Origin of the sequence: Rahnella ecdela (assembly GCF_019049625.1) — a bacterium.
In the GTDB taxonomy this organism is placed as follows: Bacteria; Pseudomonadota; Gammaproteobacteria; order Enterobacterales; family Enterobacteriaceae; genus Rahnella; species Rahnella ecdela.
In genome coordinates this window covers 1-16572 of sequence record NZ_JAFMOY010000130.1, presented here as the reverse complement: position 1 = coordinate 16572, position 16572 = coordinate 1, and the positions used below count along the sequence as shown (strand labels likewise).

Below are 16572 nucleotides of genomic sequence, written 5' to 3'. Positions count from 1 at the left end.
AAGGAGCGCCATAATGGGTAAATATGAAAAAGTATTCAATGAGGTTAATATACTTATGAGTGAGATACTTGATAACTTAAATATTACCTTGGAAGAAACTGATTTGTTTCCTACAGAAGATATATTTATAATAGTTGTAAGGAAAATCGAAGTTGATAACTTGAAGTTAATATCCTCTATTTTTACTAATGATGAATATCATGAGATTAAAGAGGGTATGACACCTGCAGTGAACAAATTCATGCATTGGTGGGGAGATAATCTTGATTGTGATAATATAAATATACCGGCTTTAATTGCAAAAAAAGAAGAAAGCGTTCTTTCTCCAGTTATGTCAGAAAATTTAAAAAGTGAAATAAAACAGAGCAAGAAAAGACTTTGATATTTTTTGATAAATATTTTCTGAATCCATGGAGAATATCATACTCATAATTTAATAAAACCTATGTAAAAGCGATATGTATATCGCTTTTGTAATTTGTAGCTCACTTGTAGCTTGAATTTAATAAGAGAATTTATATTGATTTAAAATCAATAGGTTAAGGTTGTTGATTTATACTGCTGCATCATTAACGGGGGGCGGTTTTATTATCTCTTTCCAGCAATATACCTCGTGACGGGAGGCCTTCCCTACCCGACCCTGTTGCGTTTCAAGTTTGGCCTTAATCACTTCGTAATTTTTCCGGGCTAATAAAGGCATGGCTTCAATACGTATATCGTGCTCAACCTCTGAGACCAGTGCTTCAAGTAACATCTGTTCTGTGCTTATCGCTAATTTAAAATCCGCCATCGTTGAATGTTTCGTACTGGCTATCGTAACGTGGCGATCAAGGGCCGCCACGCCTTCAGCGAACGCATTAAGATGTCGAGACAGGCTCTTTCTCGGCGCCAGGGACGGTGGTTTCACCGGGCGGGTAAAATGCGGAGTTAAGGCGAGAGCTGTTTTCACGCGGTGGATGGCCTGGTCTGGGGCATCGAAAACCAGTTTGGCGGGAATGCGCAGCACTTTGTAACCCTGTTCCAGAGAATAGTCGTCCCGGATCCGATCACGTTCGATTTGTTCAGGGGATGAGTGCCAGGCTGCACCATCTATTTCAATCACTTGCCGGCCATTTGCCAGAAAATCAAAGCGATAATGACCAACATTGACCTGCATTTCCAATGTCAGCGAGGGCGAGACTAATTTAGCGCGGGCAGGTTTGAGATCAAATGCTCTGACCATGGCAAGAAGGAACCGCTCTTCCGCAGGAGACTCACACCCTGCGCAGAACTTGACTAGCCAGTCTTTATCATCTGCTTTTGCATCACGCCAGGTAGGCGCCGGCGGTACAGGGATGATGGAGGGGGTTTTCAGGTCTTGATAGAGGGTCCAGATCAACCAGGCAATAACCAATAACATGAATGGAAAAAAGAAGCAGACTGGCAGCAAAACCACGATGAACCCGACGCGGCGCCAGATAGTTTTATTCGCCTGCACACAATACCCCTGCTGTTATGCGGATCATAATTCATTTATGGAAACAAACGCTCCGATTTCCGGGCTTTTAGCGTCATTTGTTCAATGAATAAATTATCTGCCTCTCGCACAGGGTAATGAAATGCCAGCAGAGCTTATTCAGAAAAATCAGACGCCAGATTATATTAAGTGAAAGAAATAAGGTCACCAAAGATTTTTCAAATGATGTTGGTAAGTTCCAGTCTATGTAATGTTTGATAGCATCAACCTGGGGTCTAGACAATCGACCATCGATTGCCAACCTTGGACAAGAAGTCGGCAGTGAAAATACTGCTCAACGGCAAGCGGGTCATATTAGACGAAAAAAAACCCCAGCGTGTGGGGTTTTGTTTTCCTGCCGGTACTCAGGTTGGTGACCTTCGCACTGACAGAACGTGGTGTAGACGTCCTAACGTGATTAATTTTACAGCTAACCCTTGCAGGTTGCAATCACCCTGCAAGAAACCTTTAATCCAAGCCCCATTCACAATAGGTTGGTATATAATCCAGCACGTTAGGTTACATCACGCAGAAGGTGCTTTGACCAAAGGCCGGTGTAGGGTCTTAAGCTTTAGCACAAATACTAAGTCCTAGCCGCAACGGGTGGTGCCGTCGGTGCTCAGGCTCTGGTTGCGTGGTGTAGACGTCCTAACAAACGGTCTGCCGGTGCCGATAGGCAATCCAAGAGCAAAGCTCCGGTTAGTCACGCTCCCTTGTTGGGAGTAAACGGATGAACTTAACATTCATCGTCCTTGTCCTTCAGCTGGTAGCAGCGGTTGCGGCACTGATTGATCACCTGATGAAGTAAATCGGTGAAACGTAACTAAAGGGGGAAGGGGTTCTACCGCCCTTCCCCCTTTTAAGAAACTGCTAGCTACCATTTTTTCTTTGCCTCGGCCCTTTTCTCCTCACTTAATGTTGGGTTTTGCCAGCAGAAAAATTCTGATGCGTTTTTTTACGCGCGTATTGTAGCCGATAAAAGTCAGCCAACTCTTATGATGGCTTTATTGGACTGTTTTTCACCGTATCTTTTACAATAACTTCAGCCTAACCTGATATGAGTTTTAGCTCATTAACAGGAACTGCACTATGCGAGATCTCCCCCCGACTGCCACATTACGCGCCTTTGAAGTCGCCACCCGGCACGCTACGTTTACCTCAGCTGCAGAAGAGTTATTTATCACGCAAAGTGCGGTCAGCCATCAGCTTAAAAAGTTGGAGGAACTTTGGGGCTTGCAGCTCTTTGAGCGTGGTAAAACCTTGCGGTTAACACCTGCCGGCACAGCCCTTGCCCCCCTCGTGCGCGAATTCTTTAGCAAACTGGAAACCACGCTCGCCGACCAGCGTGAACAAAAAGGGCGGGTACGGTTGCTCGTTAATACGACCTATTCTTTTGCGCTAAAGTGGTTGTTACCTCGCCTGCCGGGTCTGGCACGCCTGCATCCGGAGATCCTGGTGACGATTGAGAGCACGGATAGCGCCATTAACTTCACAAGCGCAGATTCGGAGGTAGCGATTCGATTCGGCCATGGTAATTATCCCGCTCTGCATTCCGATTTTATGTTTCGCGAACAACTCTTTCCGGTTGCAAGTCCGACACTTTTAAAACGCTTTGGCATCCCGAGAGTTCCTGCTGAATTGTTGCGCTACCCCCTGCTGACGCGTGAGGGTGCCGACCTGGTGCCTAAATGGGACGCATGGTTTAAGCAGGTGGGTCTGAATACCGACGTACTCCATGAGAGCGTGCGCTTCGCTGACACGAATATGACGATTGAAGCCGCGTTACTGGGTCAGGGTATTGCGCTCGCACGCAGTGGCCACGTTGAGAAAGAGCTCCTCGATGGCAGCCTGATTCGCCTCTTTGACATACGGTTCCCCTCACCTGCGGCCTATTACTTCGTCTGTCCAGCGGGCATTGAAACGCGGCCACACATCCAGAAATTTCGCAGCTGGCTGTTGAGTGAATCTCACCAGGCACAACTCAGCTACCGTTAAATCATGAGCATTGACTCATGCAGGGATGACAAAGCATCGCTTTAAATCCGGGCAAGTGCTGACTAACATCAGGGCATGTCCACACCCATTATTTTTCTGACATTATTCGCCGCCCTTCTGCATGCCTGCTGGAATGCCTTATTACGTGGCGGTGCTGACCGGCTTTGGTCGATGACCATCATGTGCATGGCCATCGCTCTTAGCTGCGCCGTCTTTGCCCTGTTTCTCCCCTTCCCCGCGGTGGCGAGCGTGACGTACGTGGTGTTATCGGGTGTGCTTCATGTGGGTTATAACCTGTGCCTGATACGCAGTTATCAAACCGGGGAGCTGGGTCAGGCTTATCCCATTGCACGCGGCTCTTCGCCGCTGATGGTGACCTGTGGAGCGGCGATATTTGCCGGGGAAAATGTCGACATAGACACCCTGCTGGGCATCGGGTTAATTTCTGGCGGTATTATGATCCTTGCCATAAGAGGCCGCAGGCTGGCGGCACGGGGCCTCACCTACCCCCTCGCCACCGGGGCTTTTATTGCCGCGTATAGCGTCGTGGATGGGATAGGTGTGCGCCTCTCCGGCAATTCGTATTCCTACACCGTGTGGATGAGAATGTTATGGGGCGCATTGATGCCAGCCCTTTACATCACTCTGCGGGACGCAAAAAGTTTACTGCGCTGGCGCCCCGGCATTGTCATGACGGCTGCCGGGGGACTGGTGTCGCTGCTGGCTTACGGCATGATTATTTACGCCATGATGGCTGCACCGATGGGTGCTGTCTCTGCGCTGCGCGAAACCAGCGTTTTGTTTGCAGCCGTTTTGGGTTATTTGTTTTTGGGTGAAAAGCTCACACTGCGAAAAATGCTGGCGTGTACGGTGATTGCATCCGGCAAGCTGATGATAGGTTAATCAAATCAGGAGAACCCATTATGTCTGACCGCCCAAACATTGCGCTCATTGGTCCCGGTGCGATCGGCACAACGATTGCCGCAGCGCTTCATGAAGTTAACCGCACCCCCCTGCTATGCGGGCGTACCGCGCATGCGCACTTAATCCTTCACCACGATGAGGGGAAGATCGTGGTGCCAGGTCCGGTCTTAAGTAACCCTTCTGCGGTCACACATCCAATGGACCTGGTGTTTATTGCGGTCAAAACTACCCAGGTGACTGACAGCGCCGACTGGCTGGCCGCGTTGTGCAATGAAAATACGGTCGTGTGTGCGCTGCAAAATGGCGTGGAGCAGAAGACCCTGCTGGCGCCCTATGTCCGCGGGGCAACCGTGCTGCCCTCGGTGGTGTGGTTTCCGGCACAACGCGAGCCCGATGCGTCGGTCAGACTACGCGCCAAACCGCGTCTGACGCTGCCGGATGTGCCGCAGGCACAACGTGTGGCTGATGCACTTAGCGGCACCCGCTGTGGGGTTGAGTTAGCCGACGATTTCCTCTCGATTGCCTGGCGCAAACTGCTGCAGAATGCGGTTGCAGGTCTGATGGTGCTCGCAAATCGACGCGCGGGAATGTTCGCGCGCAGGGATATCACGCAGCTGGCGCTGGCATATCTTCATGAATGTCTGACTGTCGCGCGTGCGCAGGGTGCGGTACTTCATGATAATGTTCCACAAGAGATCATAGCGGGTTTTCAGCGGGCGCCCGCGGACTTAGGGACCTCTATCCTTGCCGACCGCCAGGCTAACCGCCCGATGGAATGGGATATACGCAACGGCGTCATTCAGCGATATGGACACTCACAGGGTATCCCAACCCCTATTAGTGACATCCTGGTACCATTGCTGGCGGCGGGGAGTGATGGCCCGGGGTAAATCCATTAACCTCTTGGCTGGTTTACACGGCAAAGAATGGTGCCATCACCTGCTATGACCTAAATACCCAGGCTATTATGGACCTGAGGCGTGTCATCTCGTGTATTCGTCTCGCGGCAGGACTCTCTAAGGAGAGAAAAGTGTCATTGGAGAAAACCCACAGACACGAAGTCCAACGCCTTTTGAGAATTTTTATCTACCAATTCAAGAGAGATCTTTGCAGAAATGTAGGTAATCTGTCTCCTTCAACGTAATAAAAAAAGCATCACAATCCGATAAGACGCGATTTGTCTCTGGAGGATTTTTCTTATCGCCAAGCCGCCCTCTTTTTGCTAATTCGTATCCTCTGCGTGCATCGCGGGCTGCCTCCTCTTTAATAACCTGTCCGAGTGTGCTCGATATCTCTCACTCTTATGGTTGACAAGACGAGGTCAATTGAGGGGCTGGCAGGTGTTCAATCAAAGGCGGATCCTCATTTATATTCTCGGTAGACAATACAGTACCCCTGACCCGCGTTGAGCACATGGGCAAAACCCGCTCGGTCTAAATGCATTCCTGCGATGAGAAGTTTTTCTTTTGCCACTTGGGCCAGGATTTTTTTCCGTGTTTCTTCGGCCTGGCGAGGGTCGCAGTCAAAAGCAATGGACACCTCCGGGCGTGCTGACTGGATATGCGGGAAATGGACGATGTCTCCCCAGATCAATAGGCACTCCTCCCCGGAGGTAATGCGAAATCCGGTATGACCTGGCGTATGTCCTGGCAACCATACGGGAAGAATACCCTCCGATATCTCGCCCTCATCAAACAGGCGCACCTGCCGGGCATACGCGTCTAGCATCCGGCGGGCCAGATTAAAATTACGCTGCCCGCGCTCATTCACCACCTTGAATACCTCATCATCTTGCCAATATTGTGCTTCAAGAGGGTGAAGATGAAGTTCAGCCTGTTTAAAAACAGGTTGCCCTTCTGCATCCAAGAGACCACCAATATGATCGGGATGGCCGTGCGTCAGTAAGACGGTGTCTACGTCATCGGGCCTGATGCCTATTGCATCGAGATTCGCCTTGAGCTGCCCGCCTACGTGATTCAGCCCACCCGCCCCGGCATCCACCAAGATGACCCGCCCTCTGCCCTGAATAAGATAACCGTTGATATGGATAGTGCCCGATTCAGCGATCTGGGCGTTGTGTTGAATAGCGGCGGCTTCAGCTGTTTCGATGCCTGACAGCAAATCCAGACTGGCTGACATCGTGCCATCACTGAGCGCTGTCACCAGATAATCCCCAATCTGATGGGTTGAAAAAGACGGATGGATCATAATTGCCTCGGGTTAATTGCGTGCAAATGGATTTGGTGCTGCAAAACATATACGCGGTGTGAAATCCGAGGCATTTCGAATGGCCTGTTCTAGCTCACGCATAATGTCCTTCCTGACATCGGGTGTACGTCATGTAATCTGACGATAAAAGTGTTAGACATAGAGCGGATCCCAACATCCAGGCTTTATCTCCACACCGGTGACACGAACATTTTTCGATTCTGCACGCAGAGTCCTTGCGCAACATGCTCTGTAGCCCTTTATTAATCGCTTACATCAGTGAACCTTCGCGCGAGTTATTGAAATAAATAAAACGTCAGATTGGGCATGTTGTCATGAATTCCGGTCCCTTCTGGTTTTAGGCAAATTGGTCAGTTGCGCCGTCAGTGGCTTATAGAGGTATACGCCGGGCACATCTGCTATTTGCGCTGCAGTATCACGCTTTATCACGTATGCAATACGTCGGTCGTGCGTTCTGTCCAACCCTGACGCTTGCATCTCGAGTGCCCGACATCCCTGCCCTTCAATAACACTCAAAGGGTGAGTGCTAAGCAGGAGGAATTCATCACTGGATACGGCGGGTGCCATGCCTTCACCCTCATACAGGTTACGGTGCCAATCAGTGATGTGCTTTTGCCAGCGTGAAAAATTACCGCCCCCTTTCAGCTTGTACTCCTTACTGGTTATCACCTGCGCATCTTTCACCGTATGAATGGCGAGATATACGGGGCAGCCTGGCGTCAGGGACTGAAAGCGCTGGGAAGTACTAAATCCAATGACCGAGATCAGCGCGGGCAGCTTTTCCAGACTGTAAAAGTCATTCCACACCTTCTCACTTTCAGGATCGGTATAGCTGCACTCCACGATGTAGAACATTGGCTCACCTCCGCCTGTAGATTCAAAGGGACAGGCTGGCCCTCCTTAGTGACTTTTACTCATGCTATATGTTGTAATTACGGCAATAAATCGATATTAATTCAACCTTTAGTGACATTTAGTCACTAACAACGGATATCACCCTTTCAATAAGGCAATATTAATGCGCAGAAAAATTCCCAGCAGTGCTTCACTTCAGGCGTTTGAAGCTGCTGCCAGGCACGGTAATTTTGCGCGGGCTGCGGCAGAATTATCACTGACGGAAGGCGCTATCAGCCGCCAGATTGCCCGGCTGGAGTCTCTGCTTGAGTGCAAATTGTTTGACCGGACGGGAACCCGGGTAAAGCTCAATACGGTGGGGACACACTACGCCCATCACGTACGAGAAATGCTCGAACGGCTCGCGCGGGATACTCAATATGTGATGGGAATGCCTGAAGGCAGTAGAAGTCTGGAAATTGCTGTACTGCCAACGTTTTGCAGCCGCTGGCTTATCCCCCGCCTTAGCGGCTTCCAATCCTTATACCCGGACATCACATTGAATATCGCGGCCAGAACCGATCCCTTCATTCTCACCGGGAGTGGCTTTGACGCGGTGATTCATTTTGAGCACCCGGCCTGGGCAGGCATGTGCATGCAGCTCCTCTTTGAGGAGAGGCTGGTGCCGGTGTGCCATCCCGACCTGTTAACCGGAAACAACATCGTTGGACAGCTAAATACGCTCCCCCGTATTCACCGGCGGCAGAACCCAGAAGCCTGGCTGCATTATGCCGAGCAAAGTGGGATAGTCCTTGATAACCCGGCGCAAGGTGTCCGTTATGACCTTCATGAAATGGCGATAGCTGCAGTACTGGCGGGTCAAGGCGTGGCGATGGTGCCGCGCATCTACGTCGAAAAAGAGCTAAACAGAGGATCGCTTGTGGCACCCTGGCCGCAATCAGAACAACTGAGCAAAACATTTTGTTTGGTAAAACCGGTTGAAACAGGAATCAATGAAACTGCATTGCAAAATTTTGAGCGCTGGTTGCAGGCTGAATCGTTACCCGTAAATTGACATAGAGATAGTCCGCTCTGTGCCAGGTGCAGACAATCATCGCAGAGCTATTGCTAAGGTGAGAAAGACCTAGCATTTAACCTTGTGGCAAAACGTAGCTAGTTTCAAAGGACTCCATTCCTTTTTATACCTGTTTTTAAATCAAATCATCGTTGTAAAACCGCCTGTTAGCTTATATTGACGTCAATCAATTTGATTGACAAGCGTCAATGTCAATCAATTTGGTTGACAATAAATCCTGAGTAAGTCGTAACGTGTCAAGAATTATTTATCATAATGATAAATGAAAGAGTACTTGAGGCATTAAGTTAAATGCTATGTAAAACAGGTATATAGGCGTTATTACTGGCGACTTGTTTAGCTCAAGTGACGGTAAAGAACGCGGTATTACGTACACATGGTCATTCCGTAATTGAGTTGTCAGAGTATATCTGCCGTGAGTACGGCAAGAGCCATACGTCATAGGAAGGTGGTTTCAGCCCGTCTGCATCCATCAGGGAGCGTCTAATACAGATACGGACATCAAAATCGGCCGCAGCCTTACGACGAAAGGAAATTTGTTCAAAGCGAATTGCAGACTAGCACCGCAGAGCTATTGCTAAGGTCAGAAAGACCTAGCATTTAACCTTGTGGCAAAACGTAGCTAGTTTCAGCGGGACTCCATTCCTTTTATACCTGTTTTATATCAAATTATCGTTGTAAAACCGCTGTTAGCTTATAGTGGCGTCAACCAAATTGATTGACAAAAGCTAATGTCAATCAATTTGGTTGACAAAAAATTATCAATAAGTAGTATCGTGTCAAGAATTATTTATCATCATGATAAATGAAAGAGCACTTAAGGCATTAAGGTAAATGCTATGGAAAACAGATACATAGGTGTTATTACTGGCGACTTGGTTAACTCAAGTGACGGTAAAGAGCGTGGTATTACGTACAGAGAGTTGGCAAATACGCTCCTAAGTGAAGTTTCCCGTCACGACTGGTACGGCATTTCAAAAACTGAATTCTTTCGTGGTGACTCCTTCCAGATTACGATGGAATCTCCTCAATCCATTCTTGAGGTAGCTGCGTACATCCGAACGTACCTGATTTCTCAGACAGATGTTCACGAGTCCGAAAATCTGGATGCCAGACTTTCATTATCAATCGAAATGCTCAACAGATACTCTCAGCACAATGAAAGCGCATATGAACAGGCATATGTACTTTCAGGTAAAAATCTTGAATCAATGCATAAATCAAAAAAAATGGTGTTTAATTCAACGCAAAGAAATTTTATGCTTCCGATTTCCTCTATAACCAGCCTGCTGGATCACACCATATCGATGCTCTCTAAGCCCCAGGCCGAGATTCTCAGGGAAGCTCTAGACGTGATGGAGGTTAACCCACCGGAACTGGTTAAGAAAACACAAAAAACACGACAGAACATACACAAAATTATTGAGCGTTCAGGAACAGACAAGGTAATTGAATCATTACTGAATTGTCGGAAATACATCACAGGAATAATTTAAATGTTCTATCTTGCACTTATTTTGCTATTGGCGCATCTCATCGCTGATTTTTATACTCAAAGTACTATTATGGTTGAAAATAAATCAGGAAAATACGGTAGGAAAAAGGCCGCTTGGGGTCATATTACACATGTTTGCGAACACTTTTTAGCTTTTTGTCTCGGATTATTTGTTTGGTTTTACTTAATGGGTGGTAATTTCTGTCATTTTTCAATTCCTGTACTGTGCCTGGGTGCGATTTATGCAGTTATCCATCTGATAACGGACGTTTTGAAAGAACTTACAAAGAAAAAGTTCGCTAATAAAGATCTACACCTCTTCATGGCAGATCAAGTAATTCACTTGTCAACGATATTGATAATTGTGAGCATTATATATAAATTCGAGTTATTGAAATTCACACCCATCAAAAATGAGCACATAAAAGGAATGACCAGCATTATTACAATAATGTGTGGTTTACTCATCCTCCTAAGGCCAGTATCATTGTTTGTTGAAAAATTCCTCAACATGGCAATGGCTGAAACAAAAATAACACATATCAAAGTAACTAAAAGCCATATTTCAAAAATGTTAGAAGAGAATCTTAAAGTAAAGCTTAATGCGCTTATGGACGATACATCATGTGCACCAGCCGCTGTAAAGAAAGTGTATACAGACTACAAGGACCGCGCAGAGATTATTGTAAGTGAAATACCAAATGTTGATATAAGCATAGAATCTAAAGAAGCGTTTACATCAAATAAAGGGGGGCAATGGATAGGGTATGTAGAGCGCGTGATGATATTTACTTTTTTTATGTTCGGGCAGTTTACAGCAATTGCAGCCATGATGGCAATAAAAACAGCGTTTAGATTCAATGATTTGAAGGATGATAATGATAGTCATCGTTCCGAGTACATTATGCTTGGTACCTTTGTCAGCTTGTTTATGACCTTTTTGGTCTCACTTGTGGTTAAGCATTACATTTCACCTGGCGATTTGACGAAGTTTATCGATAGTCTTATTAATCCGTTTGTATAAATGTGTTTTAAAAGAAAGAATCAGGAGGGCGAATGATAGAAAAAGATTGTTTTCGAGCAAAGTGTCAAGAATGTAATGGAGAAAGAAACTGCATAATTATCGGAGAGACTGATAGAAGGTGGAGCAGTGGACGAGGGGGGTATTCTGCTCACTGGGGAACAGAATATCGCCTGCTGCAATGCAAGGGATGCGATACTGTTTTTTATCAATCAAAATCATGGCATAGCGAAGATTTTGATTATGAATATGAATATGAATATGATGATGAAGGAAAAACAGTAGTTTCAGCCAATTACAGATTAGATACGTATCCAGGGTCACTTGAACATCGACCACAGTGGGTTGATGATATTGCAGATATAGATCATCAGCTCTACCTTATTCTTAATGAAATGTATCAGGCTTATTATAATAAATCTTATATTTTGGCTTCAATTGGTTTAAGAACGGCGTTTGATCGTACATCTGAGGTTCTGAATATATTGCCTACCCTGCCACTCGGAAAAAAAGTTGAAAAACTCGCGGAAGACGGGTTCATAGGAGAAATTGAGAAGAGTCAGTTAATTATCGTTACGGAAGCAGGAAGCGCTGCTGCACACCGTGCCTGGTCACCGAATAAAAGCGAGTTCAAATCACTATTAACTATCACAGAAGACTTTATACGCCGATCTATTTTACGTGATAAAAGTATTATGAAAATAACCGGGAAAATAGCTAGTAAGAAGAAATCAGTTAAAAAGGTTAATGCATCAACTATTGCGCTTCCTGACTTGCAGGACAAATCTCAGAAAAAAGACGAATCATAATTTCCTTTAGGATCTCTCCGATTTGTATTTAAGCGTTCGTATTTATTGGGTGGGACGGTAAAATTACGCTTCCTCAACCATGATAAAATCAAAGGAGACTTTGCGCCGGCACCCCCCTCAATTTGCAGTTACATCATCATTTACGCTAAAAAAATCTAATAAACACAGTGGTAGTTTCTCTTCCTGAAGCAATAACGGTCATAATAAAGAGAATTGATGTAATGCCAATATTGCAGGATCTGACCTGCTCCCCGTTGATTAATACACCGTGGTGTTAGTATTGCCTTCAAAAGACACATGAGGACATCCCATGAAGAAGCGTTTTTCCGACGAACAGATCATCAGTATCCTCCGCGAAGCTGAAGCCGGGGTTTCTGCCCGTGAGCTCTGCCGTAAGAACGCCATTTCCGACACCACCTTTTACACCTGCCGTAAGAAGTATGGCGGTATGGAGGTGCCCGAGGTTAAACAAACCGACATCACTAACTGACGGTTGTACCTAATACTGTGGGCAGGTCAATCCATCCGCGCATTGCGATTCCTTTCTCTAACAGGCTTAGACTATTGCCCACCCAAGCCAACCATTTTTTATGAACGCGCCAATGAAAACTGGTACAACACTCAGGTATGATTCATAGGTAATGATCTGGAGAAATCTGTTTGTTTGAGAACGCATTGAATATGTGACAAGCATGACAGTTCAATTCAGGAACGTGCATATTTTAACGGGACTTAATGATGTCTATTGCTACCGTTGGGCCGGCAAAATACGATTTCCAGGACTTGGTTTGTATAAAGCTTGCTCTGGACTTTTATAAATCTGGGCAGGCAAGCCTTATAGTTGAAGGCAAAGGGGCTGAAGATGCGGAAATTTCCGCAGACATCGACGGTACGCGAATTGTTTACGAGATTCAGGTAAAGGGTTCAGAAGAGCATTTCGGTCTCCCCCTTTTGGCTGAATGTCTCAGCCATTTTCCGGCCTACGAGTCCACCCACTTCTTCCTAGAGCGCTTGGTTAGCGATCCCCATCGCTTTGCCGTAATGGTCATGTCGGGGCGCGCGAATGATTCTCTGCAGAAGTTTATACCGAGAGGACACTGGCGTGGCGAAGAACATAGTGCCGTTTATTTCACGCATCTGGATGCCGAATTAGTGATTGATGCAATACAGCACCATGCTGGAACGTTGAAAGAGACTAATCTTGAGTCTGGTCGAAAAAAATATCTCACTGACTACATAACGGGTATTGAAAAAAAATCTCTTATCGCGGCATTTAAACGGCTCATTATCATTGATGGAACCACAGATGCAGATCTGAGTGAAGCTTGCAGGCAAATCCTGCGAAAGCATTTTTTGGTTCCAGATGATTTGTTTGATGCGCAGATTAATGGCCTTCGGTCCGTAATTAAGGCCGGGCGGGCATCTCAAGAAAATATCATGCCAGAATTTGTTGCCAAGCTGCAGGAGAACCCAGTTGAGTCCGTCATGCCCAGAGAATATTCCTTACGTGGGGATGAGGATAACTTTCTCGACATACTTAAAAATCAACATGTTCTGCTGCTTTCAGGCAAGCCCCGGGTGGGTAAAAGCAGTGTGGCTAGGTGGATTGCTGCTTCTTACCAAAGAGAAGGATATCGAGTTTTACGAACACAAGATGCAGATGTGGCTGAGCGTTTTTTACTGGACCCTGTGAGCAGCCATCGGCTTGTCTTGATCGATGATCCACTGGGCGGTGCGCATGCAACTAACAAACCGCATGAAAAATGGATGTTGCTCAATCGAGTCGTCGACAGTGCCCGCACGGGCAGAAAAGTGATTATCGCGCAGGGGCAGGACCGTCTGTATGAACTCAATGATGTAATTGACCTTTCAGACCTTCTTCTTTCAGGACATCACTGGAATGATTTAAGTGATACGCCTGATTCCTTTTTGCTTAAATGCTGGGCACAGTATGAAAGCCACATCCCTTCCGAAGTTTATCAGACAATAGCCGGATACATCAGTCAGGGCCGCCTTAATATTGAACCTGGATGCCTGAGTTATCTTGCGATGACATACTCCAGACTCGAAACGCTCGCCTCTCCTGAAAAAATTATTCGGTTTGCACGGAAAGAATCCAGAGATCTTGCTAATGGGCTAGTGGCTGAAGGGTATAAACGTCTTTTACTTGGTTTGGCGTTATCCACAAGCCATTTAGAGAGCATCAGCGATCGTGAGTTAGCCTGGGTTTTAAATGATGAGAGTGAAGGATCCTATGGACTATCTGGTAATTCATTAGGCTACTCGTTAGGGAGTCGCGAAAAAGATCAAGTCCTTCCCTTCCCTGATTACAATCCCGAACCTGAGTTAGCCTCAAGTGATGGTGATAATCTTGATCGCTTGGAGAAAAGACACATTCTCCAGATTGATGACTTGGAAAGAACGAATTTCACACATCCATTTTATCGAGCTGCCGCTGAATCACTCTTAGGGGAAACCGGGAGACGCGAATTTATAAATATTGAACGATCGTTACGCAAAGGTATTTTCTGCCTTTCTCCATCAACCGCCAGAGCAAGCGCAAGTAACCTTTTCTGGATATACGAACAAACTAACGTAGCTTCCAATAAAAACTTAATCATTCAATTGGCAATTAATGGGCTGGATTCAAGCTATCCTTCCGTACGCGATATCTGCTTTGATTTTCTAATTCAGCAAACTTCAACCTTAAGTTCTAATATACAGGAACAGTTACCATCCTGGACTCTAAAAGTTAATACATACAGCCATACAGTTCTTCAGTGGGAAAATGGACAACCGTGGTACCCAATGAACGGTGAACGTATCATTAATACGAGGTGGGTACATGAATATGACAAGCAACACGTTGAAACTCTTCTGAATGAAATTGCGTCAGATTTTAATGTCACCTTAACTTCCAAAGACGCTTATGACATTGTTCATCATCTTGAGACGTCGCGGGAGAGACTCGATCATAAACTCATGGCTAAGTTGCTGAGTGTAAATGAGAGCTTTATTAGGGCAATGGCGGCAAAACTTTGGATGCGAGTTAACCGTGAAAATGATTGTGAAATTCTTGAACGAATATTCAATGAAACAAATCCGGTAGTTGCAGATTCTGTCTTCCAGTCGGCCATGAAAGGATGGCATCTCTACTCCGAAGAAAGGCAACATTACGTCCTGAATGCACTTGAGCGCTTCGCATCGCAACCGGCTCAGGCAAATGTTATGATGCAATTGCTGGTGATATTTGAACGGGAGCATGCTACAGGAGATGCTCCCCCTTGGCAGGTTTTTTCCCGGTTATTCTCCATCACACTTTCCTCTTTGAATGCAAATGTGCATTTAAGTTTTTCACGTCTCGCTCATGTTGTTGAAGAAGCTCAGAAAGAAATCACACCTTTTGAAATGATGGACATACTGACAAGCTGGGTTAAATTTCTTGAAATACAGACGATTTACAGGGATGGCCATGCTCTAAATGCAACAAACGCTCTTCTGGATATTGAAATACCTGAATCGCTACAATCACAAAGGCTTTCTTTGATTGAGCGCCTGTTAGCACTACGCAGCACTTGCGACAGGATGAGAGTTATACAAGATCTTGTTTGTGCCTGGCCAGAATTGACTCCTTCTGAACGAGCAGCAGTAAGTGCAGTGATAATTAAAGCAAGCCCGGACCATCGATGGATACTGGCGTCCGTTCTTATAATTTCACACATCCCCCGAGAGCTTATAGAAATCATTTTGCCCGGATATGAAGATAGCGCGCTTTCAATCGAATCAATGAAATCTCTTGACCCTGCATTATTTGAAGCCATTGCATTGATCGCAACTCATTCTACACCATCCAACATTTATCATATTAACTCATTGCTCCAGAACGCATTGATAAAGATGCTTGTTATGGATGAGTTGAGTCCTATTGCCCCTATGGCTTTTGATTATGTTGTGACATTCTTTAAGGATAAAGAGAAGCTGCTATGCGAGGTTATCAACGCCGCAGATGAGAAGCGATTGCAGAAAATTTTCGACTATCTTTTTTACTCTTATGTTGACTCCAATCCAGAATATATGCCTCTTGTGTGGGAGATGTTGTTTAAACATGCTGATGAAGATATCGCCTGTAATAATTGGCTGCCAAAATTTGCTAAGTTTGCGAATCGCGTCTTTAATGACTTTAATATTCAAGAAATAGAAAATTTCATTCCGCAAAAATTTATCAATTTGTTTCTAGAACAATCCCCCGATACATTTTACTACGTGTACCCCCACAATTTCCTGAAAGGTGAATTATGTGAGGAAAAGGATAATGAAATTATTCTGAGTGAAAGTATGTTGTCTATATTCATTGCAAACATTAATGACCGAATGGCCAAATCGCCCCCGGTACACCATAAAACCTATGATCACATTATGGACATATTAAGGAAGATGCATGCGTCGAAGGAGGTCATTCGGGTCTGGAATGAGGCAAGGAGCAACCTGTTTAATTATAAACGCCTTGAACCTTCTTTCCCCCTTCCTGATTTGAATGACTGGCAGTACTAAATAGCTGCGCCTATTACCGCTCCACTTTTGTTAACCCGTGTTGACTGCCGGGGAAAGGTGAAGCTGATTTCATAAACTGTCTGACATTTTTCAGTAACTGCCACATTGTCCGGCAGCGATGAT

At 45.7% G+C, this 16572-nt stretch carries 13 protein-coding genes and 2 pseudogenes; 10 read left to right on the top strand and 5 right to left on the bottom strand.

Going from position 1 to position 16572, the window contains the following annotated elements:
• Nucleotides 1-13 precede the first annotated feature (13 nt).
• A complete protein-coding gene (locus J1784_RS17040; protein WP_217150220.1) occupies nucleotides 14-382 on the top strand; it encodes a hypothetical protein in 369 nt (122 codons plus the stop codon).
• 171 nt (nucleotides 383-553) lie between these two features.
• Here the strand turns inward: J1784_RS17040 and J1784_RS17035 are convergent, their stop codons facing one another.
• Nucleotides 554-1477 (bottom strand): endonuclease domain-containing protein, encoded by a 924-nt coding sequence (locus J1784_RS17035; protein ID WP_217150219.1) that lies wholly within the window; start codon nucleotides 1475-1477, stop codon nucleotides 554-556.
• Between the two features lie 608 nt (nucleotides 1478-2085).
• Complete coding sequence (locus J1784_RS17030) at nucleotides 2086-2238, bottom strand: hypothetical protein (RefSeq protein ID WP_195817669.1); 153 nt, start codon at nucleotides 2236-2238, stop codon at nucleotides 2086-2088.
• A 346-nt stretch (nucleotides 2239-2584) separates the two neighbouring features.
• On the opposite strand from J1784_RS17030, the gene gcvA reads away from it, so the two are divergent.
• From gcvA to J1784_RS17015, 3 genes are all read left to right on the top strand, one after another.
• The gene (gene gcvA, locus J1784_RS17025) at nucleotides 2585-3490 is read left to right on the top strand and encodes a transcriptional regulator GcvA (protein WP_217150218.1); all 906 of its coding nucleotides are present in this window, start codon (nucleotides 2585-2587) and stop codon (nucleotides 3488-3490) included.
• A 75-nt stretch (nucleotides 3491-3565) separates the two neighbouring features.
• Nucleotides 3566-4393 carry a DMT family transporter gene (locus J1784_RS17020; protein ID WP_217150217.1) on the top strand — a complete coding sequence of 276 codons (828 nt, stop codon included), beginning with the start codon at nucleotides 3566-3568 and terminating at the stop codon, nucleotides 4391-4393.
• A 20-nt stretch (nucleotides 4394-4413) separates the two neighbouring features.
• The gene (locus J1784_RS17015) at nucleotides 4414-5304 is read left to right on the top strand and encodes an oxidoreductase (protein WP_217150216.1); all 891 of its coding nucleotides are present in this window, start codon (nucleotides 4414-4416) and stop codon (nucleotides 5302-5304) included.
• Nucleotides 5305-5776: 472 nt separating this feature from the next.
• Here J1784_RS17015 and J1784_RS17010 read toward each other — a convergent pair whose 3' ends face one another.
• Both J1784_RS17010 and J1784_RS17005 read right to left on the bottom strand, forming a co-directional pair.
• Nucleotides 5777-6622 (bottom strand): MBL fold metallo-hydrolase, encoded by an 846-nt coding sequence (locus J1784_RS17010; protein WP_217150215.1) that lies wholly within the window; start codon nucleotides 6620-6622, stop codon nucleotides 5777-5779.
• A gap of 333 nt (nucleotides 6623-6955) precedes the next feature.
• Complete coding sequence (locus J1784_RS17005; RefSeq protein ID WP_217150214.1) at nucleotides 6956-7498, bottom strand: sugar ABC transporter; 543 nt, start codon at nucleotides 7496-7498, stop codon at nucleotides 6956-6958.
• Nucleotides 7499-7661: 163 nt separating this feature from the next.
• Here J1784_RS17005 and J1784_RS17000 point away from each other — a divergent pair, with 163 nt between their 5' ends.
• The 6 genes and pseudogenes from J1784_RS17000 to J1784_RS16975 all read left to right on the top strand — a co-directional run bounded on the left by J1784_RS17000 (nucleotide 7662) and on the right by J1784_RS16975 (nucleotide 16449).
• The gene (locus J1784_RS17000) at nucleotides 7662-8552 is read left to right on the top strand and encodes a LysR substrate-binding domain-containing protein (RefSeq protein WP_217150213.1); all 891 of its coding nucleotides are present in this window, start codon (nucleotides 7662-7664) and stop codon (nucleotides 8550-8552) included.
• Between the two features lie 860 nt (nucleotides 8553-9412).
• On the top strand, nucleotides 9413-10069 hold the full coding sequence (locus J1784_RS16995) for a hypothetical protein (RefSeq protein ID WP_217150212.1): 657 nt from the start codon (nucleotides 9413-9415) through the stop codon (nucleotides 10067-10069).
• Entirely contained in the window at nucleotides 10070-11092 is a 1023-nt protein-coding gene (locus J1784_RS16990) for a DUF3307 domain-containing protein (RefSeq protein WP_217150211.1), read from the top strand.
• Between the two features lie 32 nt (nucleotides 11093-11124).
• Nucleotides 11125-11898 carry a DUF4145 domain-containing protein gene (locus J1784_RS16985; protein ID WP_217150210.1) on the top strand — a complete coding sequence of 258 codons (774 nt, stop codon included), beginning with the start codon at nucleotides 11125-11127 and terminating at the stop codon, nucleotides 11896-11898.
• 310 nt (nucleotides 11899-12208) lie between these two features.
• Nucleotides 12209-12370 (top strand): annotated as a pseudogene (locus tag J1784_RS16980) (transposase); the annotation flags it as partial.
• Between the two features lie 266 nt (nucleotides 12371-12636).
• Nucleotides 12637-16449, top strand: a complete 3813-nt coding sequence (locus J1784_RS16975) for an nSTAND3 domain-containing NTPase (protein ID WP_217150209.1) — start codon at nucleotides 12637-12639, stop codon at nucleotides 16447-16449.
• 13 nt (nucleotides 16450-16462) lie between these two features.
• On the opposite strand, the pseudogene J1784_RS26510 reads toward J1784_RS16975, so the two are convergent.
• A pseudogene (locus tag J1784_RS26510) lies at nucleotides 16463-16572 on the bottom strand (IS630 family transposase); the annotation flags it as partial.